Raw genomic sequence first — 20256 nt, 5'->3', positions numbered from 1 at the left:
GCAGAAGACCACGCCGATCACCGCGACGCTGATGGTGCGGGCCGGTGCCTTAGATCGTTTGCGTAGCGCGGTCGGAGGCCATCGTGCCGCCGAGCGCTTCTTCGATACGCGCCTTGAGCTGGCGCGACTTGTCGTCCGACGGAAAGCGGATGCCGACGCCCGGTGATCGATTGCCGGCCGCGCGTGCCGGTGTGATCCAGGCGACCTTGCCGGCCACGGGATAGCGCTGCGGATCGTCCGGCAGCGTGAGCAGCACATAGACATCGTCGCCCAGCCGGTACTCGCGCGAGGTCGGGATGAAGATGCCGCCTTCGGCGAACAGCGGAATGTAGGCCGCGTACAGAGCGCCCTTTTCCTTGATCGCCAGTTGGATGACGCTGGGCCGGGCCGGGCCTGTCGCTGCCGTGCCGCTGAACCCGGCGGCTGGTGGAATGAAGGGTGTATTCATGGGCGTTGTGCGGCGGAGTTTAGGGTGCTTCGTGCTTCGCTCACAAGGGCCTCGAGCATCAAGCCGGCGTTGAACGGATGATCCGCGGTTTTTGCCGCATTCGCGAGCGACTTCGACCAGCGCGCCAACGCGATGTGCGAGGGCACTGCCGGCAGGTCGGCCGTCTCGAAGAAACGGGGCGCGGCACCGCTGCCCGTGGCCATCAGGTCGTGACACACCTTTTGCAGCGCGTCGATGGCCTGCGCGGGTGCATGGTCCGCAAGCGCACTGACATCCCCTCGCAGCATGGCTTTGGGAAACAACGACCAGGCCTTCGGCGAGCGACCGCTTTGCGCCAGCCGCAGCGCATTCGAAGGCCGGCCGCCGGCCGCACGCAACAGGCCAGCGACATCGGCATCCGGCACGCCGTGCGCGACCATCCAGGCGTGGGCGTCCGACGCCTCCGGCCACGGCAGCGTGAAGCCGAGGCAGCGACTGCGAATGGTCGGCAGCAGCTGCCACGCGGCCTCGCTGGCGAGCACGAAGCGGATGTCGCCGACCGGCTCTTCCAGCGTTTTCAGCAGCGCGTTGGCCGTGATGTGGTTCATGCGCTCGGCCGGATACACCAGCACGACCTTGCCGCGACCGCGTGCGCTGGTGCGCTGGGCAAAGCCGACCGCGTCGCGCATCGCCTCGACCCGGATCTCGCGGCTCGGCTTGCGTTTTTTATCGTCGATGTCGGACTGCGATTTTTCGTCCAGCGGCCAGCCGAGTTCCATCATCGCGACCTCTGGCATCAGCACGCAGAGGTCGGCGTGGGTACGAACCTCGATGGCGTGGCAGCTGGTGCAGTGGCCGCAGGCGGTGCCGTCATCCTTGGGCTCCTCGCACAGCCAGGCCGAGGCGAGCGCCAAGGCGAGTTCGTACTGGCCGAGTCCCGATGCGCCTTGCAGCAGCCAGGCGTGACCGCGTTGTCGAAGCAGATCGGCGAGCGGCACGCGCAACCAGGGCGACAGAACGGGTGCTGGGTTTCCGACACCGGTAGCGACGGTTTTTTGGATGCTCATATCGATGCGCCCGTACTTCTGGCGATGAGTCCGCGATCGAACAACGCGGCCTCGATCTGCTGCCAGACCTGGTCGCGCGCCTGGCTGGCGTCGATGCGCACGAAGCGCTCGGCATCGGCTGCGCGCTCGGCATAGCCCGCTGCCACGCGCCGGAAGAATTCGACCGGCTGCGACTCGAACTTGTCGGGCACGCGGGCACCGGCCAGGCGCTCTGCGGCGATGGCGGGCGCCAGGTCGAACCAGAGCGTGATGTCGGGCTGCAAGAGTGCGTTGCCTGCGCTGCTCGCCCCGCCCAGATCCCCGCGACCGCCTTGCACCCAACGCTCCAGCGTCGACAGCACCGTCGTATCGAACCCGCGGCCCGCCCCCTGATAGGCGAAGGTCGCATCGGTGAACCGATCGCACAGCACCACATCGCCACGTGCCAGCGCAGGCTCGATCACCTTCAGCACATGATCGCGTCGCGCCGCAAAGACCAGCAGGGACTCGGTCAGCGCATCCATCGGCTGCTCGAGGATCAGGCCGCGCAGCGTCTCCGCGAGCGGCGTGCCGCCAGGCTCTCGCGTGCGCGCCACGGTGCGGCCCTGTGCCTTGAACAGAACTGCCAGCGCATCGATGTGGCTGGATTTCCCGGCGCCGTCGATGCCCTCCAGCGTCAAAAACAAACCGCTCATTGACCGCCTCTCTGGTACTTGTTGACCGCGCGGTTGTGCTCGTCGAGCGAACTGCTGAACTGGCTCGTGCCATCGCCGCGCGAAACAAAATAGAGCGACCGGCTGCGCGCCGGTTGCACCGCGGCAAGCAAGGCGGCCTTGCCCGGCATGGCGATCGGCGTGGGCGGCAAGCCGGTGCGAAGGTAGGTGTTCCAGGGCGTGTCGGCCTGCAGATCGCGCTTACGCAGGTTGCCGGCGAAGCCCGTGCCGAGCCCGTAGATCACGGTCGGGTCGGTCTGCAACGGCATGCCGACGCGCAGCCGATTCGCGAATACCGCCGCGATTTCGGCGCGATCGTTGGCTTTGCCTGTCTCTTTTTCGACAATGCTTGCCAGGATCAGTGCCTCCTCGGCCGACTTCAGCGGCACATCGGTGGCGCGGGCGGCCCAGGCGGCTTCCAGCTTTTTGTCCATGGCGCGCATTGCCCGTTGCAGCAGGGCGACGTCGGTCGATCCCTTGGAGTAGGTGTAGGTGTCGGGAAAGAAGCGGCCTTCAGGGTGCACGCCGGGCTTGCCGAGTTTGGCCATCAACGCGTCGTCGGTGAGGCCCATCGTGTCGGCCTTGAGCTGTTCGGACTTGGCCAGCGCCGAGCGCACCTGCCGGAAGTTCCAGCCTTCGACCAGCACGACGCTTCGCGTGGCCTCTTCTCCGCGCACCAGCACCGCGAGCAAGGTGCGTGGCGTGAGCCCCCGTTCCAACTCGTAGCTGCCCGCGCGAATCTGCCGGTCTTGCCCCGAAAAACGGAACCACCAGTAAAGCAATTGCGGCTGAACCTCGACGCCGGTGTCTGCCACGGCTTGTGCGATGCCACGCGGCGTGGTGCCCAGTTCGACCGACAGATCGACCGAAGGCGCCGGTAACTTGAGTGGCTGGTTGACCCACCACAAAGCCCACGCGCCGGCCCCCAGCGCAACGGAGGCGCCCAGCAGAAAAATAGTCAGAAAAAAGCGTCGCATGGGTTGGCCCTGCAGGTCGAGCGGAACAGGGTCGGCCATGATAATTCAGCCATGACCTCTGTCGTTCTCAATGGGGTAACCCCCGCGCTCTCCACCCTCGGCGTCATCCGCGCCGAAGGCCCCGACGCCGCCAGCTTCTTGCACGGCCAGCTGACGCAAGACTTCGCGCTCCTCGGCGCGGGCGAAGCGCGCCTCGCAGCGCTGTGCACCGCAAAGGGTCGGATGATCGCCAGCTTCATCGGTATCAAGCCGCAGCCCGAAACCATCCTGCTGGTGTGCAGCAAGGACATCCTGGCTGCAACGCTCAAGCGCCTGTCGATGTTCGTGATGCGCGCCAAAGCCAAGCTGACGGATGCAAGTGCCGAGTTCGTTGTTTACGGTCTGGCTGGCACTGCGATTGCCGGCAACGGCGGTGATCCGTCCGCAGCGCCCGGTCAACGCGCCGTGTTGACCGAGGTCAGCCTGGTGTCGCTCTACCCCTCCGACGGCGTGCCACGTGCGCTGTGGATCGCACCGGTCGACAACGCCGCGCCCACGGGCGACTCGCTCGATACGGGCCTCTGGCAATGGAGCGAAGTCCGCAGCGGCATCGTGACCTTGACCAAGCCGGTGGTCGAAGCTTTCGTGCCGCAGATGCTCAACTACGAGTCGGTCGGCGGCGTCAATTTCAAGAAGGGCTGCTACCCCGGCCAAGAGATCGTGGCGCGCAGCCAGTTCCGCGGCACGCTGAAGCGCCGCGCTTACTTGGTTCAGGCCGATGGCGCTGTCGCGGTCGGCGACGAAGTGTTTGGTGGGACGGATGCAGAACAATCCGTCGGGACCGTCGCGCAAGTCGCGCCAGCGCCCGGCGGTGGCTGGTCGGCACTGATTTCGATGCAGGTCGCCGCGCTGGAAGCCGGTGGGTTGCGTGCCGGCACTGCGAGCGGGCCGGCGCTCACAGTCGAGCCGTTGCCGTACCCGCTGCTCGAAGACATTTAACGCGTCGCGCCTGGCGACCTTTCGGATGCCTGTCGCCAATATTCCTCTTCATTTGGACATGAGCATGGGCGCATGGACACATGGGAAAACTCGCGGCGCCCGGCGCTTGAACTTCACGCGCTGGGGCGTCGGGCTTATGTTCAGCGGGCCGCGCTGACGGGCAGCTTTCTTCTACTCCTCGGCCTGCAAGGCTGCTTCTTCAATGCTCCCCGGCTCGCAGCGTGGGAGCTCGGGGCGACCGGCCAACTGCCAGATTGTTCGGTCGCCCTCTACGGCGACTCCATCCTTTGGGGCGCCCACAACGGCCTGAACCGCTGGCCCGATCCACCCGGCATGATGCTCCGGCGACTGCGCCCCAGATATGGAGTCACGGACCGCACGATGCCCGGCGCGAGCGCATATGCCGAGGCCATGAAGTTCACGAACATCCATCTTGCGAGCCGCATCGTCGTCCTGCAATACGGCATGAACGATGCCGGCAAAGGCTACCCTTATGAAGCAGCGCTGCGGGCCATGGTCCTGCATGTGAAGGCGCAACGCCGCACGGCGGTGATCACTGGCATTTCGAATGTTGTCGGCGGCATGACCCTGCGCGACGAGTACGACACCACAGCGCGGCGCGTTGCAAAAGAGACCGCCGTCGAGTTCGCCGATTGGAGCCATGTCGACTTCGACCCCGCCGACATGGCGGACCCGGTGCATCCTGGGGAGGCGTACTCGGCGCGGTTGACCCAACGGCTCGCCGAAACGCTCGACCGGGTGGCGCCTGAGTGCCGCGGTGGTAGCGTCGTCGTCCCGGTCGTGTTGAGCCGCGCGTACCCCGATCAGACCGCGGCCATGCCGTGACGTCGCTTGGCGTCCGTCGCATCGGCGGACGCCAGGAAGCGGATGAGATCACCAACGGCAGCCGGCTGCTGCCCGCCTGCGAGCGGCGCCGCCGAAAAGACGGTCGTGATGCGCGCCTCCGGTGGCATCGGGCCGATCAGCTGGATTCCTTGGATACCGATCATCTCGCTCATTTGCTGAAACCCCAATGTGGCCGCACCGCTCACGAGCAATGTTCCGACAGGCACGCCGGGCGATGCCTGCACCAGCCTCCCCTTCACTTCCGCTGCGATGCCCCAGTGCTCGAACAGCGCCATGAGCTCGACGCCGCTCGGGCCGGTCGAATAACCGATACGGTCCGCGCCCAGCACCGCACTTCGCAGTGCTTCAGCCGTCGCAATATTCGGCTGCCCGGCGCCGACGCGCACCGCGACGCCGACATCCGATCGGAACAGGTCGGCCTTGCCGCTGCCGTCCAGCTTGCCGTTGGCGATCAGTTTGTCGATCGCCTTCGAGTCGAGTACCGCCAGGTCGAAGCGCTCCCCTTCGTCGATACGCCGCGCGGCGTCGACGCCACCCACCGACACGAAAGACACCGGCACGCCGGAACGCTTCGAAAAGGCTTCGACCAGGTCGGCAAGCAAGGTACGGGACGCCATGGAAGAGATGCCGCGAATGGTGGTCGTCATGGCGTCATTGAGGGGTAATGGGCGCGCAGCGACCTGGGCATCCGCGGCACGTGTTGCCAAAGCCAGCGCGCCTGCGAGCGCAGAGATGCAGGCCTTGCGTCGATGCATGGGTGGCATCTCAATCGGGCTTGATGTGCGCATCCCGGATCAGCTTGCCGTAGCGCGCGGAATCGACCTTGAGCAAGGTCTCGAACTGCTCCGTGGGCCCTGGTAACGGTATGCCTCCGGCAGCAGCCAGCTGATCGCGAACTTCCGGCGATGCGATCGCCTTTTGCACCGCGTCATGCAGCTTTGCGATGATGGGCTTGGGCAGGCCTGCCGGCGCGACGAAGCCATACCAGACACTGGCCTCGAAGCCTGGATAGCCCGACTCGGCCACGGTGGGCACGCCAGGCAGCACCGCCGAACGCTCGGCGCTCATCACCGCCAGCACCTTGAGCTTGCCGGCCCGGGCCAGCGGCAACGCTTCGAGCGCGTTGATGGCGACCACGTCGACATGGCCGCCCATCACGTCGGTGATGGCCTGCGCGCCACCCTTGTACGGCACATGGCGGAGGGAGAGCCCCGCGGTGTGCTGGAAAAGTTCCATTGCCAGGTGCGGTGTAGAGCCGTTGCCCGGCGTGGCGACGGTCAGGCTGCCGGGCTTGGCCTTGGCCGCTGCGATGAGCTCAGGCAAGGTCTTGATGGCGGAACCCTCGCTGGTCGCAAAGACGACCGGCACGCGGCCGACCAGTGAGATCGGCGTCACTTCACGGTCTAGGTCGTACGGGGCCGGCTCGAAAAGCGACGGATTCACCGCCAGCGCGTTGGCCGCCAGCAGCAAGGTGTACCCGTCGGGCGTACTGGTGATCAGCGACTTCACCGCGATGTTGGTGCCGGCGCCCGGCTTGTTCTCGACGATGACAGGCTGGCCCAGCACAGCGGACATCCGCAGGCCGACCGAACGCGCGATGGCATCGACCGCGCCGCCGGCGCTGTAGCCGACGAGGATCTTGATGGGCTTGGAAGGATAGGCGTCCGCAGCCAACGCGGCGGTCGCGATGCCGAGCGAAGTGCCAAGCACCAACAACCCGGCGACGGCGAGCCAGGGGCGGCGAAGAAGATGACGACGAAAAAGTTGGATCATGGCTTGTCGGTGGGTTGAGGAACCTTGCTATCCCAGGCTTGTGGTGCGGCGTCTTTGCCGGCGACCGAATAGAGCGCGCCGGGCGCGTTGCGCGTCTGCTGGAAATCTTCCAGCGACTGTCCGCGCATGCCGGCGTAGATATGCAGGTTGGAGACGCCGATCACCGCGCCCAATTTCTCCAGCATGAAAAAGATGACGCCGTAGTGGATGAGGCCGCGCCAGTCGCGGCCTCGCACCAGATCCCGTTCTTGCGCGGTCAGGCGCGCCGCCTCGAACGCGGCATCCTCGTCGGCCAGAAACGCCGAGCGATGCGCGGGCTGCGTCATGCCGTGAAGGAACTTGTTCAGCCGGTAGGCGCGAACGCTGGTCTCCAGCGTGAAGGGGTGCGTGCCGTCCAGCGCCTCGATGCCGGCAAGCTGCTCGTCGATGTGACGGCGGTGGCGTTTGACCCCGCCGCCGATCGGTGCGCTCGCCAGGTTTTCGTAGATCACGGTGGCGATGCCCGTCATCGAAGGCAGGTAGTAGGTTTGGTGCACCTTTTTCACGTTGGACGACAGTGCACCGCGCATGACCAGCCACATGATCACTTCGGCTCCCTCCATGCCACCCAGCGCGGCGAGCTCGGCCTGGGTCATCTCGGTGAGCCGCACCGGGTCGTTCTCGATGAGGTCGAGAAACTGCGCGTCCCATGCCGTGTTGTTGAAGCCGGCCCGCTCGCCATGCACCTGGTGCGACAGGCCGCCGGTGGCGACGATCACGACCTTCAGGTCTTCCGGGTAGCTCTCGATGGCGCGCCGCAACGCCTGGCCGAGCCGCCAGCAACGCCGCGCCGAGGGCACCGGCGACTGCAGTACGCCGACCTGCAAGGGCACCACTGGGATCGGCCACGCGGGCTCGTGCGCGCACAGCAACGACATCGGCGAGAACACGCCGTGGTCGAGAGCCCGGTCCTGGAAGAACGACATGTCGAACTCGTCGGCCACCAGCGAACGGCCGATGTGTTGCGCCAACGCCGGATGGCCTGCAAGCGCCGGCAGGTCGCGTTCACCGCCACCTTCGTCCGCGACCGCATGCCGCTCCCCAACGCCGAGCGCGAATGCCGAATAGTGATCGAAGAAGAACGAGCTGACGTGGTCGTTGTAGATGAAGAAAAGGACGTCTGGCGCGCTGTCCACCAGCCAGCGCTGCACGGGCGCAAAGGCTTCGAAGATGGGCGCCCACACCGGGTCTTGCTGCTTCTTCTTGTCGAAGGCGAAGCCGATGGTGGGAGTGTGCGAACTGGCGACGGCGCCGATGATGCGAGCCATGCAAGCGCTCCTGTCAGTCGATGTAGCGCAGGCCGGCCTTGGCCAGGGGCTCGCGCATGGCGTACATGTCCAGGCCGAGTTCGCCCCTGGCGAAGCGGGCGCGTTTGTCCGTTTCGTTGGCCTCGCGCTTTTCAGCCGCATCGGCCACCTGCATCGCGAGCGAGGCCGGCACCACGACCACGCCATCGTCATCGGCAATGACGACATCGCCCGGGTGCACCATGGCGCCCGCGCAGACCACGGGCACGTTGACCGATCCGAGCGTCGACTTGATGCAGCCCTTGGCGTGGATTGCACGGCTGAACACCGGAAAGTTCATCGCGGCGAGGTCGCGCACATCGCGCACACCGCCGTCGATTACCAGGCCCTTGCAGCCGCGCGCCTGGAACGAGGTGGCGAGCAAGTCGCCGAAGAAGCCGTCGGTGCTGTCCGTGGTGCAGGCCGCGACAACCACGTCGCCGGGCTGAATCTGCTCGGCCGCGACATGCATCATCCAGTTGTCGCCGGGTTGCAGCAGCACGGTGACAGCCGGGCCGCAGAAGCGCGCGTCCGGGTAGATGGGGCGAATGCGGGGCTGCATCAGGCCGAGGCGGCCCAGCGCCTCGTGCACCGTCGACACACCGAAGCGCGAAAGCTTCTCGACTGCAGCCGGGTCGGCGCGCGTGATGTTGCGATGAACGACGCCGAGTTGCTGGAGCGTGTGCGTGATTGACATGATCAAAGTCCTTTCGCGGCGAGCGCGCGGTCGAGCCGCGGGAAGACGCGGCGCGCATTGCCTTCGTAAATCTGCTTGCGGGCGGTCGTGTCCAGCGAAGAGGCTTCGATGTAGCGCTTGGTGTCGTCGAAGTAGTGCCCCGTCTCGGGGTCGATGCCCCGCACCGCGCCGATCATCTCGCTGGCGAACAGGATGTTGTCGACCGGTATCACCTTGGTCAGCAGGTCGATGCCCGGCTGGTGGTAGACGCAAGTGTCGAAGAAGATGTTCTTCAGCAGATGGTCTTGCAGCAACGGCTTCTTCATCTCCTGCGCCAGGCCGCGAAAGCGGCCCCAGTGGTACGGCACGGCGCCGCCGCCATGCGGGATGAGAAAGCGAAGCGTCGGAAAATCCTTGAACAGGTCCGAGGTGAGGCACTGCATGAAGGCGGTGGTGTCGGCATTCAGGTAGTGCGCGCCGGTGGTGTGAAAGCACGCATTGCAGCTGGTGCTGACGTGAATCATCGCGGGGATGTCGTACTCGACCATCTTTTCGTAGATCGGATACCAGTGCCGATCCGACAACGGCGGCGAAGTCCAGTGACCGCCTGAAGGGTCTGGATTCAGATTGATGCCGACGTTGCCGAATTCACGCATGCAGCGGTCCAGCTCGGGGATGCAGGTCGAGGGGTCGACGCCTGGCGACTGCGGCAGCATGGCCACCGGGACGAACGCGTCGGGAAAGAGCTGCGACACCCGAAAGCAGAGTTCGTTGCAAATCGTGGCCCACGTCGAAGACACCTCGAAGTCGCCGATGTGATGCGCCATGAAACTGGCACGCGGCGAGAAGAGCGTGAGGTCGAGGCCGCGCTCGCGCATCAATCGCAACTGGTTGCTTTCGATGGAGTCGCGCAGTGCGTCGTCGCTGATGCGCAGCTCCGAAGCACGCGGCATGGACGTGCCGTCGCGGAGGGCGCCGATCTGCCGGTTGCGCCAATCTTCCAGAGCTTTGGGAGCCGTGGTGTAGTGGCCGTGACAGTCGATGATCATGTGGGCTAATCCGTCGAGATGCTGTGGGGTTGAGGGAGATGGGGTGCCGACGCAGTGCATGGCTTGCCACGACGGCGAGTATGTCGGCGAGCCCCCGCGAGCGCGATGCATTCGACTTGATCTGACACCAGACTTATTTATCAAAAAGGGTTTACCCTGACGCGCAATGCGAATGCCATCAGGGGGACAATTTGCGAAATGAAGCCGACGCGGCAACGCTACAAACTTATCGACGACACCCGCACCGACGCTGAGGTCGACACGCACTTCGATGCGCTGGACATCAACCTGCGTCATCTTCGGGTTTGCCTCGCCGTCGCAACGGCCGGCAGCGCTGCAGGTGCAGCGGAAAGTCTTTACCGCGTGGCTTCTGCGGTGACGCGCTCCATCACCGAACTGGAACACGCGCTCGGTCGCCCGCTGTTCGATCGCCGCGCCCGCGGGATGACGTTGAACTCCTATGGGGAACTCGTGATGGCGCGTGCACGGCGCATCGAGCAAGTGTTCGCGGAGGCCGGAGGCCAGCTCCTCGCACGGGGCTGCATCGCAGCCTCGGTGGACGTTCGCTCGCGCTTCGCCACGATCCTCAATGGCCGGCGACTGGCGGTCATCGCGACCCTGGTCGAAAAGCGAAACATGGCACTGGTTGCGCGCGAGTTCGGTATCACGCAGCCAGCGATCAGCAGCGCGCTGAAAGATCTTGAAGACGGTCTCAGCACCCCGTTGCTGGAACGCGGTGCGCGCGGTATGCGACCGACTCCGGCGGGCGACATCGTGGCTTTCCACTTCAAACGGGCGCTTGCCGAACTGCGCCACGTCGGGCCCGACCTGGCAGCCAGCGAAGGCACGCTGCGAGGCAGCGTCCACATCGGCGCCCTGCCTCTCGGCCGCACGCAAATCCTGCCGCTCGCCATCGCATCGCTGTTGCGACGCCACCCGCACTTGCACGTGGCCACAGTTGAAAGCCCGTACGACGCCCTCGTGGCGTCGCTGCGCAACGGCGACATCGACTTCATCCTCGGCGCGCTGCGCGGCGAGGCCAGGGATCTTCAGCAAGAGGCGCTGTTCGAAGACCGCATTTCGGTCATCGCGCGTGCAGGTCACCCACTCGCAGGCAGTTCACGCATCGACTTCGATGCGCTGCGTCAGGCGCGGTGGGCGCTCTCACGGCAAGGGTCACCCTCGCGCGAACTGCTCGAGCGGTTTTTCTCCGGCGCAAGGCAGGTCCCGCCTGCCCCCGCCGTGGAAACTGGCGATCTCGCGGTGCTGCGCGGTCTGCTCCTGGAGAGCGACATGCTGACCGCCCTGTCCCCGCACCAGCTGCGCTACGAAATCCGTGACGGCAGTCTGGTGGTGCTGGATTTCCCGCTTGAAGCGACACGCCGCAAGATTGGCATCACGCAACGGCTCGGTGCGTTCCCGTCTCCTGGCGCTCGGGCATTGATGGATGAAATCGCCTTGCTGATCGCGCGGTCGCCGGATTTTTCAAGCTGACGCGCGCTACCGTTGCAGCCGGTGGCGCAATCACATCGGCCGCCGCTGATGCGGTCCGCTTAGGCTACCCCGCAGTGTCAGAGCACGCGACGCATCTCGATGTGCGCGATGCCCGCCTCGTCGAACGGCGCACCCGACACCGCATAGCCGAGCTGCCGATAGAAGACCTCCGCACTGCGTTGCGCGTACAGCGTCAGCGCACGATCACCCCGCGCTCGGGCAGCGTCTTCTAGTGTCTTCATGACCGCGGCGCCGTGCCCGCCGCCGCGCAGCGTGCGATGCACCGCCATGCGACCGATGCGTCCGACGCCCTCTGCCGCCGGGAGCAATCGTCCGGTCGCGATCACCTGGCCGAGCCGGTTGCGCGACACCGCGTGCAACGAGCTTTCGTCATGGTCGTCCCACTCGTCTTCCTCTGTGATCTTCTGTTCCTCGATAAAGACGACGCGACGCAACGCGCTGGCAGCTTCGCGCAGCGTCGACCAGTCGCCGGTCTGCATGGCATGCACCGCGCCACCGGCCTCGTAGTCGGTAAAGAGCTGGCGCAATACCGGAGGCACCGGCTTCGATGTTTGCGTCGCCGGGTCCGCAAAGACGTACACCAGCTCGCAGGTCACCAGCAATTCATCGCCGCGGAATAGCGCGCCATGAAACACGATCGACGAGGTGCCGACGCGCGCGCACTTCATGGCGACATCGAGCACGTCGTCCATGCGCGCCGACGCGGCGAATTCGATCGTTGCCTTGCGCACATAGAGGTCGCCGCCGAGCATCGGCATCGCCTCTTCGTAAGGCAGCGCCAGCGCGCGCCAGTAGTCGGCGATGGCCGTGTCGAAGTACATCAGGTAGTGCGCGTTGAAGACGATCTTCTGCATGTCGACTTCGGCCCAGCGCACGCGGAGGCGGTGAAAGAAGCGGAAGTCGGCGCGCTTTTCGTTCATCGGGTTCTTGATTTCGGTCATGATTTCGGTCGGCGTTTTGGTCATGGGTCGAGTGCTTGCCTGAGTGCTTTTGCGGCATCGTCCTGCGCTTGCAACGCCTCGGGAATGGCGCGGCCCATCTTGATGAACTCATGGATCACGCCGCGATAGATTTCCAGGTCGACGGCAACGCCGGCGGCGCGCAATTTGTCGGCATACGCCACGCCTTCGTCGACCAGTGGATCGCATTCGGCAAGGCCGATCCACGCCGGTGCCACCCCATCGACATCGTCGGCATTGAGCGGTGCGAAGCGCCAGTCGTCGCGATCGACCGGCGTGCGCACGTACTGGCCGAAGAAGTAACTGATGAGCGATTCGGTCAGCAGCGGCCCGTCGGCGAACTTGCGATGCGACGGCGTGTCCTGGTGCGCCGTCATGCCCGGATAGATCAACAGTTGCAGCGCGAGCGGCAGGCCCGCGTCGCGTGCCAGGATGGCGCAGACGGCGGCCAGCGTGCCACCAGCGCTGTCGCCACCGACCGCCATGCGGGCTGCGTCGAGGCCGAGCTTGGAACCGTGCTTTGCGATGAACTCGAAGGCGTCCCAGGCATCGTCCGATGCGGCGGGGAACTTGTATTCGGGTGCGAGCCGGTAGTCGACCGACACCACCGCACAACCGCTCTTGCTGCTCAACACGCGGCAGAGCGTGTCGTGCGTCGCAATGCTGCCGACGGTGAAGCCACCGCCATGAAAGTAGAGGAGCACCGGCAGCCTCTTTTTCGACAGCACAGCAATTGGCGCATACAGCCGCGCTGGCAAGTCGAATCCATCGCGTGCGGCAATCACGAAATCCTCTATGCGTGCCAGCTCAGGCTTGGGCACTTCGAGCACGCCAGAGCCTTTTTCATAGGCCGCCTTCGCTTCTTCCGCGGACACCTGATCGAGCGGGGGATGCCCGGCCCGCGCCATGCGTTCGACCACGCCCGCCATCTTCGGCGTGAGCCTCATGCGCGGGTTCCTGAAGTGCCATACGCGACAGCGGCAAGGGTTTTTTGCGTGTGCAAGACTGTCTCCTCTTGTTAGATTGGGCGGCTCGAATCCTACCGTCCGCACGCAGACCCGTCCTATGTCTCTCATCCAGTACCTCACCACGATCCAGTTCGAATTCGGCGCCGTCAAGCTGTTGAGCAGCGAGTGCGCACGCATCGGCATCAACCGCCCGTTGATCGTGACCGACGCGGGCGTGCGTGCAGCCGGCGTGCTGCAAAAGGCGCTCGATGCGCTGGGCGATCTCGATGTCGCGGTGTTCGACCAGACACCCTCCAACCCCACCGAAGCTGCGGTGCGTGCAGCCGTCGAGATGTACCGAACACACCGTTGCGATGGCCTCATCGCCGTCGGCGGCGGCTCGGCCATCGACTGCGCCAAAGGTGTTGCCATCGCGGCCACGCACGAAGGCCCGCTCAAGACCTACGCGACCATCGAAGGCGGCTCGCCCAAGATCACCGATGCGGTGGTGCCGCTGATCGCCGTGCCGACCACCAGCGGCACCGGTAGCGAAGTGGCGCGCGGCGCCATCGTCATCGTCGACGACCATCGAAAGCTCGGCTTCCACAGCTGGTTCCTGATGCCCAAGGCGGCCATTTGCGACCCGGAGCTCACGCTCGGCCTGCCGCCACGCCTGACTGCCGCGACCGGCATGGACGCCATTGCGCACTGCATGGAAACCTTCATGTCGGCCGCCTTCAATCCGCCCGCCGACGGCATCGGGCTCGACGGCCTGGAGCGCGCCTGGCTGCACATCGAGCGCGCCACCAAAGACGGCAGCGACCGCGAAGCGCGGCTCAATTTGATGAGCGCGTCGATGCAGGGCGCAATGGCGTTTCAGAAGGGTCTGGGTTGCGTGCACTCGCTCAGCCACAGCCTGGGCGGCGTCGATCCCCGCCTGCACCACGGCACGCTCAACGCACTCTTCCTGCCAGCGGTCATCCACTTCAACGCGGCGGCCGAATCGGTCCAGAAAGACCGGCGTCTGGAGCGTATGGCGCAAGCCATGCATCTCGAAACGGCCAGCGATCTGGGGGATGCGATTCGCGACATGAGCGCGCGCCTCGGCTTGCCCAAGGGGCTGGCCGAGGTCGGCGTGAACCCTGAACAGTTCGAGAAGATCATCGACGGCGCAATGGCGGATCACTGCCATCTGACCAACCCTCGCCGCGCCACGCGCGACGACTACCGCGAGATGCTCGAAGCCTCGATGTGAGCGCGATCAGCGCGCGGCATGAGCGCGACCTAAAGCGGTAGCACTTCCCCGATGTCGTCGTGCTGCAATCGCTCGGCGAGCTCGTCGGCCAGCCGCTGCGCCTCGCGCGTCGCCCGTCCCCAAGCGGCGATGCGCGCGGCAGGGTCATCGGCGAAGCGCACGAAGTCGTTGCGGTCGGGCAGCTTGCCGTTGGGCAGGCTCCTCACCCAGTCGGCATCGGGCGCCAGCACGACCATGCGGTCCAGAAAGCCGGTCGGCTTGTGGCGCCACTTCAGGCTCTTGTCGAGCCAGCCCGGCACCACCGCGCGCTGAAAGTGCGGATACAAAACCAGGCCTTCGTCGGTCGGCTGGTAGTCGAGGTGCAGGTGGTAGTCGGTGATGCCGCCGTCCCAGTACGCGCCCGGTGGCGCACCCGGAATGTCGTGCACCGCCTCCAGCAAGAACGGGATCGAGCACGACGCCTGGATCACCAGCTTGAAGTTGGCATCGCTCAGGTCGAGCCGGCGCGTCTTGAAGTCGTTGGTGCCGAAGGGCAGCGCGGCCCCCGCCGTTGAAAACACGCAGCGCTCCAGCCATGCGCCCAGGCTCTTGCGGTGGATGCTGTTGGTGGCAAATGCGGCGAGGTAGCCGATAGGCGTGCGTGCCCTGCCCTCGCGCCCGAGGATGTGCCGGCCGCGCGAAGTGACGACATGCAGCTTGTAGCGCGGGTGCTTCAGCACCTCACCGATGCGCCCGCCGAAAAAGGTCTTCAGGTTCTCGGAAAAGCGCTGGCTGACCTGGCGTGCCGTCAGGCGCTTTTGTCCTGGCGGCACGTCGAAGCGCTGTTGCACGTAGTCGTGCTCGAAGCGCCCGAAAGCCTTGACCGGATCGTCGAGGCAGGCCGTCGCAAGCCGCCACGCGCCGATCGACGCGCCGACCAGGTTCACCGTTTGCGTTGACCGTGGCAGCCAATCGCCGAACAGGAAGCGGTCGATCGGCCCGAGGATCAAGCCCTTGGGGCCCCCAGCCGCACCGGGAATCGTTCGAACGTCTTTCGGCTTCAGGCCATGGCGTTCGATATGGGCCCGGGCCACGGGGCCGGCGTAGATGCGCAGTGCTTTCATGTGATCGGATCATCAAGCAAGACGCGTGCGCCCTTTGCCCGTCGCTTGACGCAACGCCATCAAAGGCGGTCGCGCAACCGCATCAGTTCATCGACATTGCCGGCGCATATGGCACGGAAGGCGTTGCCGATGCGGCGGTCGGCAGCCGCTGCGCGCCAGAACGCGATGGCGGCCGCGCAAGCGACGAGCCACACCTCGCGTTGAGGTGGCAGCGGCAGCACCGGCGACAGCTCACGCGCGGGCACTTCGCCACCCGCGAGCGGCGCATAGCGCATGGGCAACATGTCGTAGAGCGGCGCCAAGGCGAACCGGCCCTGTTCCGGCCGAAAGCTCAAATTCCCGGTGTGCATGTCGGTGTTGCCGATGAGCCGGCCGAACCACCACAGATGCTGCACGCGCGCTTCGTCTTCCGGCGTGACCAGATCGAGCGCCGCGAGTCGCGCCATGAGTCGCGGCCACTCCATGGTGCTTTCGCCGATCAACTCGGCGTTGAGCACATCGAGCGCGCACAGCGGGCTGCGACCGAACGCGCCTTGCCTGTCGAAGCGCTCCACTTCCAGAAACGTGCGGCCACCGTGGACGAGCACGCGGCTCGCCGCGCAGACCACGCCCGGCATGGCGGCGGCGTGCAGCGACGCCAAGTGTTCGCACACCAGCAAGTCGGACCAGCGACGCACCGCCGCCGAGTGTTCGACGCCCGAGAACTTGACCAGCACGTGCGGCGTGGCGCTGCCGGCCAATGTGCGTCGTGCGGTGAACTTGGGGAACTCGCCAGCGGCGCTGGAGCCTGCGACGCCCGCAGCCAGTGCGTGCCCGGCCAAATCAAGGTAGTGCCCGGCGATGCCGGATTCCGGCAATGGATCGATGGCGGCCGCCTTGGCAACGAGCCATTGTTCGCAGGCCGCTTCGCCGACGATCAGGTTGCCGCTCAGGTCGGTGCCGCGCTGGCTCATCACAAAGAGCACGTCGTCGTCGCTCCACTCCAGCGGGTTGGGCGCGACGGCCAGCGCCCTGTGTTCGATCTGCGCGAACTGTCGGCCCATGTAGCCTTGCGGACGCATTTGTTGCAGCGGATATGGCAGGCCAGCCCACCAACCATCGCGCGCTTCGTCCGGCACCGGCCACGGCGTACCGGCCAGATCCATCCAGCTGCCCTCGGGACGCAGCGGCACGAGTCGGGTTGCGGCATGCACCTGCCCTGCCTCGTCCACGGCATACACCGGTAACGGCGCACTGCTCCCGCGCAGCGGGCGAACCAAGGCGTAGCGTGCGCGGCGGGCCTTGCCGGCACTGACGACCGCGTCGGCCAGCCGGTTCAGCAGCCGGTGCACCGTCGGCACGCTGATCCGCAGGGCCGCCGAAAGATCATTGGCGCTGGCCGGCCCTCGCGCCAAAACGGCACGCAATTGTTCCGGGCTCGCCACCGAGGGACTCGGCATTGCAATCAGAGAAGATTAATGAATTGATTCACGTAAGTATTATTCAATGAAATCAATAGCCTAATCAACAATAGGCGTTTGAACAGAGAAGATTTATCGAGGGATCCGTTTATTTTCGCAGCCCTTGCAGCTTTGCAAATGCGCTCGCCATCTGACTGGCCGGTTGAGGCGCATTGTCTTTTCGCGAGCCCTGTTGCTGGCCGCGACCCGCTCCTTCGAACCGGTTGTCGCGCGGCCCATCCCGCCGCGCCGGCGCCGCATCCAGCCGCATCGACAGCGCGATGCGCTTGCGCACCGGGTCGACCTCCATCACCTTGACCCGCACGATGTCGCCGGTCTTGACGATCTCACGCGCGTCTTCCACGAACTTGTTCGCCAGCTGGCTCACATGCACCAGCCCATCCTGGTGCACGCCGATGTCGATGAAGGCACCGAACTGTGCGACGTTGCTCACCGTGCCTTCGAGGATCATTCCTTCGACCAGGTCCTTGATGTCTTCGACGCCGTCGTTGAACCGCGCCACCTTGAAGTCAGGGCGCGGGTCGCGGCCGGGCTTTTCAAGTTCGCCCAGGATGTCCTTGACGGTGATGACGCCGAACTTCTCATTGGCGAAGAGTTCTGGCTTGAGCGTCTTCAGCATGTCGGCACGGCCCATCAGCTCGCCTACGGCCAAGCCGGTCTTCACCATGATCTGCTCGACCAGTGGATAGGTTTCCGGGTGCACGCCGGTGATGTCCAGCGGGTTGCTGCCGCCGCGCACGCGCAGGAAGCCGGCACTCTGCTCGAAAGCCTTGGGGCCGAAGCCGGTCACCTCGAGCAGCTGCTTGCGGGTCGCGAAAGCGCCGTTGGCCTCACGCCACTTCACCACCGCCTTGGCGACGCTGCCCGACAGGCCGGACACACGCGACAGCAGCGGTACGCTGGCGGTGTTGAGGTCCACACCGACAGAGTTCACGCAATCCTCGACGACCGCATGCAGGGTGCGCGCGAGTTCGCTCTGGTTCACGTCGTGCTGGTACTGGCCGACGCCGATGGCCTTCGGGTCGATCTTGACCAGCTCGGCCAACGGATCCTGAAGCCGTCGCGCGATGCTCGCGGCGCCGCGCAGGCTGACGTCGACGTCGGGCATCTCCTGCGACGCGAGTTCACTCGCGGAATACACCGAAGCCCCCGCCTCGCTGACCACCACCTTGTCGATCGCGACTTCTGGCGCACCGACCTGTGCGGCCATCTTGGCAAGCAGCTTGATGAGGTCGGCGGCCAGCTTGTCGGTTTCGCGGCTGGCGGTGCCGTTGCCGATCGCGATCAGATTCACGCCGTGCTTGGCACACAGCTTGCCGAGCGTGTGGAGCGAGCCTTCCCAATCCTTGCGCGGTTCGTGCGGAAACACGGTCGCGGTTTCGACCAGCTTGCCGGTGGCGTCGACCACCGCGACCTTCACCCCCGTGCGAATGCCTGGGTCGAGGCCCATCACCACGCGCGGGCCGGCCGGCGCGGCCAGCAACAGGTCGCGCAGGTTGTCGGCGAAGACTTTGATCGCGATCTTTTCGGCGTCTTCGCGCAGGCGGGTGAACAGGTCGCGCTCGGTGGAGAGCGACAGCTTGACGCGCCATGTCCAGGCTACGCACTTGCGCAGCAAGTCGTCGGCCGGCCGCGCACTGTGGCTCCAGCCCAGGTGCAGCGCGATTTTCCCTTCGGCGATCGACGGCTTGCCCGGCTCCGGCTCGACCGGCAACACCAACTTGGCATCGAGCATCTCCAGCGTGCGGCCGCGGAACACCGCCAGCGCGCGGTGCGACGGCACCCGGCCGATCGGCTCGTCGTAGGCGAAGTAATCGCGAAACTTGGACACATCGACGTTGTGCTCGTCCTTGCCCGACATCAGCGTCGACTTGAACAGGCCTTCGCTCCAGAGCCACTCGCGCAGGCGCTGCACCAGCACCGCGTCTTCTGCCCAACGCTCCGACAGGATGTCGCGCACACCGTCGAGCACCGCCGGCACGGTGGAAAAATCCGGCCCTGGCTTGCCGTCGTCGAGCAGCGTCGCCGGCTTCAAAAAGGCCAGCGCCTCGGTCGTCGGGTTCCGCGTGGGGTCGGCAAGCAGCAAGTCGGCCAGCGGCTCGATGCCGAATTCGCGCGCGATCTGCCCCTTGGTGCGGCGCTTCTGCTTGAACGGCAGGTACAGGTCTTCCAGCTCTTGCTTGGTCGGCGCGAACTCTATGGCAGCGCGCAGTTCAGGCGTCAGCTTGCCTTGCTCGTCGATGCTTTTGAGCACCGCGGCGCGCCGGTCTTCCAGCTCCCTGAGGTAAGTCAAGCGCGCTTCCAGTTCGCGCAGCTGGATGTCGTCGAGACCGTCCGTGGCTTCTTTGCGATAGCGCGCGATGAATGGCACGGTCGCTCCGCCATCGAGCAGGTCGATCGCGGCCTTTATCTGGTGTTCACCGACCTTGATTTCGGCGGCGAGCTGGCGAATGATTTTTTGCATTTTTGAACGGAGTCCCTGAGCGTGCGCCGCCAGCGGGGCCAGGACGCGATTCGAGTGAAGCGCAGAAGTTTGCCATAGCGCTTTTTCCTGTCATGGCGCCTTCTGGGCCGGGCCCACAATGATTCGGTGACCCGCCCGACACCGCCGCCCGCAACGCCAAAGCAACCCTCACCGCAGAGCGCCGCCAAGAAACCGGCGTCGACGTTCCGAGCGGCCCTGCGCGGGCTGCTGACTGCCATTCTCGTGCCGGTGCTGCTCTTCGAAGAATGGGGTTGGACACCGCTTGCCAACTTGGTCGGCCGCCTGGCACGCCTGCCCCTGTGGGCGCGCCTGGAAAACAAGGTGCGCGGACTGCCGCCGTGGGGCGCGCTGCTCGCATTTTTCTTACCGGTGCTGGTGTTGCTGCCCGTGAAGGTCCTGGCGCTGTACCTCTTCAGTGGAGGCCACGCGGCGACCGGATTCGCGGTGCTGATCGGCGCCAAACTGGTCGGCACCGCCATCGTCGCGCGCATCTTTCAGCTGGTCGAAACGTCGCTCATGCGCATTTCGCTTTTCGCACGCTGGTACCCGCGTTGGAAGGCGTGGAAGAACCGCGTGCTGCTTGCCGTGCGCGCGAGCGCGCCTTGGCGGGCCATTCATGCGTTTGAGGAGGCGACCCGCCGACGCTCGCGTCACCTCTGGCACCGCTTCTGGCGCCTTTGAAACGCAGTCACCGGCGAGCA

Annotated in this window: 19 protein-coding genes; 5 read left to right on the top strand and 14 right to left on the bottom strand. The window is 65.5% G+C overall.

What is annotated here, in order from left to right:
• Positions 1–49: 49 nt before the first annotated feature.
• Genes H7F36_RS16985 through mltG form a run of 4 tightly spaced genes read right to left on the bottom strand, consistent with a single transcriptional unit; the run spans position 50 to position 3163 of the window.
• On the bottom strand, positions 50–448 hold the full coding sequence (locus tag H7F36_RS16985; protein WP_187051914.1) for a PilZ domain-containing protein: 399 nt from the start codon (positions 446–448) through the stop codon (positions 50–52).
• On the bottom strand, positions 445–1494 hold the full coding sequence (locus tag H7F36_RS16980; protein WP_187051913.1) for a DNA polymerase III subunit delta': 1050 nt from the start codon (positions 1492–1494) through the stop codon (positions 445–447). The genes H7F36_RS16985 and H7F36_RS16980 overlap by 4 nt, the downstream gene beginning before the upstream one ends.
• Complete coding sequence (gene tmk / locus H7F36_RS16975) at positions 1491–2168, bottom strand: dTMP kinase (protein WP_187051912.1); 678 nt, start codon at positions 2166–2168, stop codon at positions 1491–1493. Before tmk ends, H7F36_RS16980 begins: the two co-directional genes overlap by 4 nt.
• Positions 2165–3163, bottom strand: coding sequence for an endolytic transglycosylase MltG (gene mltG / locus H7F36_RS16970; RefSeq protein ID WP_187055035.1), 999 nt, complete (start codon positions 3161–3163; stop codon positions 2165–2167). Before mltG ends, tmk begins: the two co-directional genes overlap by 4 nt.
• Positions 3164–3214: 51 nt before the next feature.
• Between mltG and H7F36_RS16965 the strand changes: the two genes are divergently transcribed.
• Positions 3215–4141, top strand: a complete 927-nt coding sequence (locus tag H7F36_RS16965; protein WP_187051911.1) for a YgfZ/GcvT domain-containing protein — start codon at positions 3215–3217, stop codon at positions 4139–4141.
• Between the two features lie 72 nt (positions 4142–4213).
• Positions 4214–4987, top strand: a complete 774-nt coding sequence (locus H7F36_RS16960; protein ID WP_187051910.1) for an SGNH/GDSL hydrolase family protein — start codon at positions 4214–4216, stop codon at positions 4985–4987.
• Here H7F36_RS16960 and H7F36_RS16955 read toward each other — a convergent pair.
• The 5 genes from H7F36_RS16955 to H7F36_RS16935 all read right to left on the bottom strand — a co-directional run bounded on the left by H7F36_RS16955 (position 4966) and on the right by H7F36_RS16935 (position 9831).
• Positions 4966–5655 carry a substrate-binding domain-containing protein gene (locus tag H7F36_RS16955; protein ID WP_187051909.1) on the bottom strand — a complete coding sequence of 230 codons (690 nt, stop codon included), beginning with the start codon at positions 5653–5655 and terminating at the stop codon, positions 4966–4968. The genes H7F36_RS16960 and H7F36_RS16955 overlap by 22 nt on opposite strands.
• A 118-nt stretch (positions 5656–5773) precedes the next feature.
• Positions 5774–6781, bottom strand: a complete 1008-nt coding sequence (locus tag H7F36_RS16950) for a Bug family tripartite tricarboxylate transporter substrate binding protein (protein ID WP_187051908.1) — start codon at positions 6779–6781, stop codon at positions 5774–5776.
• Entirely contained in the window at positions 6778–8088 is a 1311-nt protein-coding gene (locus tag H7F36_RS16945) for a gallate dioxygenase (RefSeq protein WP_187051907.1), read from the bottom strand. The genes H7F36_RS16950 and H7F36_RS16945 overlap by 4 nt, the downstream gene beginning before the upstream one ends.
• A gap of 13 nt (positions 8089–8101) precedes the next feature.
• Positions 8102–8803 carry a 4-carboxy-4-hydroxy-2-oxoadipate aldolase/oxaloacetate decarboxylase gene (gene ligK, locus H7F36_RS16940; RefSeq protein ID WP_315971423.1) on the bottom strand — a complete coding sequence of 234 codons (702 nt, stop codon included), beginning with the start codon at positions 8801–8803 and terminating at the stop codon, positions 8102–8104.
• Positions 8804–8805: 2 nt separating this feature from the next.
• Entirely contained in the window at positions 8806–9831 is a 1026-nt protein-coding gene (locus H7F36_RS16935) for an amidohydrolase family protein (protein WP_187051906.1), read from the bottom strand.
• 198 nt (positions 9832–10029) lie between these two features.
• Here H7F36_RS16935 and H7F36_RS16930 point away from each other — a divergent pair, with 198 nt between their 5' ends.
• Positions 10030–11325 carry a LysR family transcriptional regulator gene (locus H7F36_RS16930; protein WP_187051905.1) on the top strand — a complete coding sequence of 432 codons (1296 nt, stop codon included), beginning with the start codon at positions 10030–10032 and terminating at the stop codon, positions 11323–11325.
• A gap of 77 nt (positions 11326–11402) precedes the next feature.
• On the opposite strand, the gene H7F36_RS16925 is transcribed toward H7F36_RS16930, so the two are convergent.
• Positions 11403–12311, bottom strand: a complete 909-nt coding sequence (locus H7F36_RS16925; RefSeq protein WP_410003040.1) for a YbgC/FadM family acyl-CoA thioesterase — start codon at positions 12309–12311, stop codon at positions 11403–11405.
• On the bottom strand, positions 12308–13252 hold the full coding sequence (locus tag H7F36_RS16920) for an alpha/beta hydrolase (protein ID WP_261802345.1): 945 nt from the start codon (positions 13250–13252) through the stop codon (positions 12308–12310). Before H7F36_RS16920 ends, H7F36_RS16925 begins: the two co-directional genes overlap by 4 nt.
• 118 nt (positions 13253–13370) lie before the next feature.
• Between H7F36_RS16920 and H7F36_RS16915 the strand changes: the two genes are divergently transcribed.
• The gene (locus H7F36_RS16915; protein ID WP_187051904.1) at positions 13371–14507 is read left to right on the top strand and encodes an iron-containing alcohol dehydrogenase; all 1137 of its coding nucleotides are present in this window, start codon (positions 13371–13373) and stop codon (positions 14505–14507) included.
• Between the two features lie 29 nt (positions 14508–14536).
• Here the strand turns inward: H7F36_RS16915 and H7F36_RS16910 are convergent, their stop codons facing one another.
• The 3 genes from H7F36_RS16910 to H7F36_RS16900 all read right to left on the bottom strand — a co-directional run bounded on the left by H7F36_RS16910 (position 14537) and on the right by H7F36_RS16900 (position 19534).
• Positions 14537–15610, bottom strand: coding sequence for a patatin-like phospholipase family protein (locus H7F36_RS16910; RefSeq protein ID WP_187051903.1), 1074 nt, complete (start codon positions 15608–15610; stop codon positions 14537–14539).
• Positions 15611–15669: 59 nt separating this feature from the next.
• Positions 15670–17049, bottom strand: a complete 1380-nt coding sequence (yjjJ, locus tag H7F36_RS16905) for a type II toxin-antitoxin system HipA family toxin YjjJ (protein WP_187051902.1) — start codon at positions 17047–17049, stop codon at positions 15670–15672.
• 109 nt (positions 17050–17158) lie between these two features.
• A complete protein-coding gene (locus H7F36_RS16900; protein WP_187051901.1) occupies positions 17159–19534 on the bottom strand; it encodes a Tex family protein in 2376 nt (791 codons plus the stop codon).
• Positions 19535–19660: 126 nt separating this feature from the next.
• Here H7F36_RS16900 and H7F36_RS16895 point away from each other — a divergent pair, with 126 nt between their 5' ends.
• Entirely contained in the window at positions 19661–20236 is a 576-nt protein-coding gene (locus H7F36_RS16895) for a hypothetical protein (protein ID WP_261802344.1), read from the top strand.
• Positions 20237–20256: the final 20 nt, after the last annotated feature.

The sequence above is a fragment of the Variovorax sp. PAMC28562 genome, assembly GCF_014303735.1.
Lineage (GTDB): Bacteria > Pseudomonadota > Gammaproteobacteria > Burkholderiales > Burkholderiaceae_C > Variovorax.
Note: the sequence above shows the minus strand (reverse complement) of the source record. Positions and strands in the feature narration are given on the sequence as shown.

Coding starts and splice junctions, on each gene's coding strand:
- H7F36_RS16985 (WP_187051914.1), bottom strand. CDS start 448: ATGAATACACCCTTCATTCCACCAGCCGCCGGGTTCAGCGGCACGGCA.
- H7F36_RS16980 (WP_187051913.1), bottom strand. CDS start 1,494: ATGAGCATCCAAAAAACCGTCGCTACCGGTGTCGGAAACCCAGCACCC.
- tmk (WP_187051912.1), bottom strand. CDS start 2,168: ATGAGCGGTTTGTTTTTGACGCTGGAGGGCATCGACGGCGCCGGGAAA.
- mltG (WP_187055035.1), bottom strand. CDS start 3,163: ATGCGACGCTTTTTTCTGACTATTTTTCTGCTGGGCGCCTCCGTTGCG.
- H7F36_RS16965 (WP_187051911.1), top strand. CDS start 3,215: ATGACCTCTGTCGTTCTCAATGGGGTAACCCCCGCGCTCTCCACCCTC.
- H7F36_RS16960 (WP_187051910.1), top strand. CDS start 4,214: ATGGACACATGGGAAAACTCGCGGCGCCCGGCGCTTGAACTTCACGCG.
- H7F36_RS16955 (WP_187051909.1), bottom strand. CDS start 5,655: ATGACGACCACCATTCGCGGCATCTCTTCCATGGCGTCCCGTACCTTG.
- H7F36_RS16950 (WP_187051908.1), bottom strand. CDS start 6,781: ATGATCCAACTTTTTCGTCGTCATCTTCTTCGCCGCCCCTGGCTCGCC.
- H7F36_RS16945 (WP_187051907.1), bottom strand. CDS start 8,088: ATGGCTCGCATCATCGGCGCCGTCGCCAGTTCGCACACTCCCACCATC.
- ligK (WP_315971423.1), bottom strand. CDS start 8,803: ATGTCAATCACGCACACGCTCCAGCAACTCGGCGTCGTTCATCGCAAC.
- H7F36_RS16935 (WP_187051906.1), bottom strand. CDS start 9,831: ATGATCATCGACTGTCACGGCCACTACACCACGGCTCCCAAAGCTCTG.
- H7F36_RS16930 (WP_187051905.1), top strand. CDS start 10,030: ATGAAGCCGACGCGGCAACGCTACAAACTTATCGACGACACCCGCACC.
- H7F36_RS16925 (WP_410003040.1), bottom strand. CDS start 12,311: ATGACCAAAACGCCGACCGAAATCATGACCGAAATCAAGAACCCGATG.
- H7F36_RS16920 (WP_261802345.1), bottom strand. CDS start 13,252: ATGAGGCTCACGCCGAAGATGGCGGGCGTGGTCGAACGCATGGCGCGG.
- H7F36_RS16915 (WP_187051904.1), top strand. CDS start 13,371: ATGTCTCTCATCCAGTACCTCACCACGATCCAGTTCGAATTCGGCGCC.
- H7F36_RS16910 (WP_187051903.1), bottom strand. CDS start 15,610: ATGAAAGCACTGCGCATCTACGCCGGCCCCGTGGCCCGGGCCCATATC.
- yjjJ (WP_187051902.1), bottom strand. CDS start 17,049: ATGCCGAGTCCCTCGGTGGCGAGCCCGGAACAATTGCGTGCCGTTTTG.
- H7F36_RS16900 (WP_187051901.1), bottom strand. CDS start 19,534: ATGCAAAAAATCATTCGCCAGCTCGCCGCCGAAATCAAGGTCGGTGAA.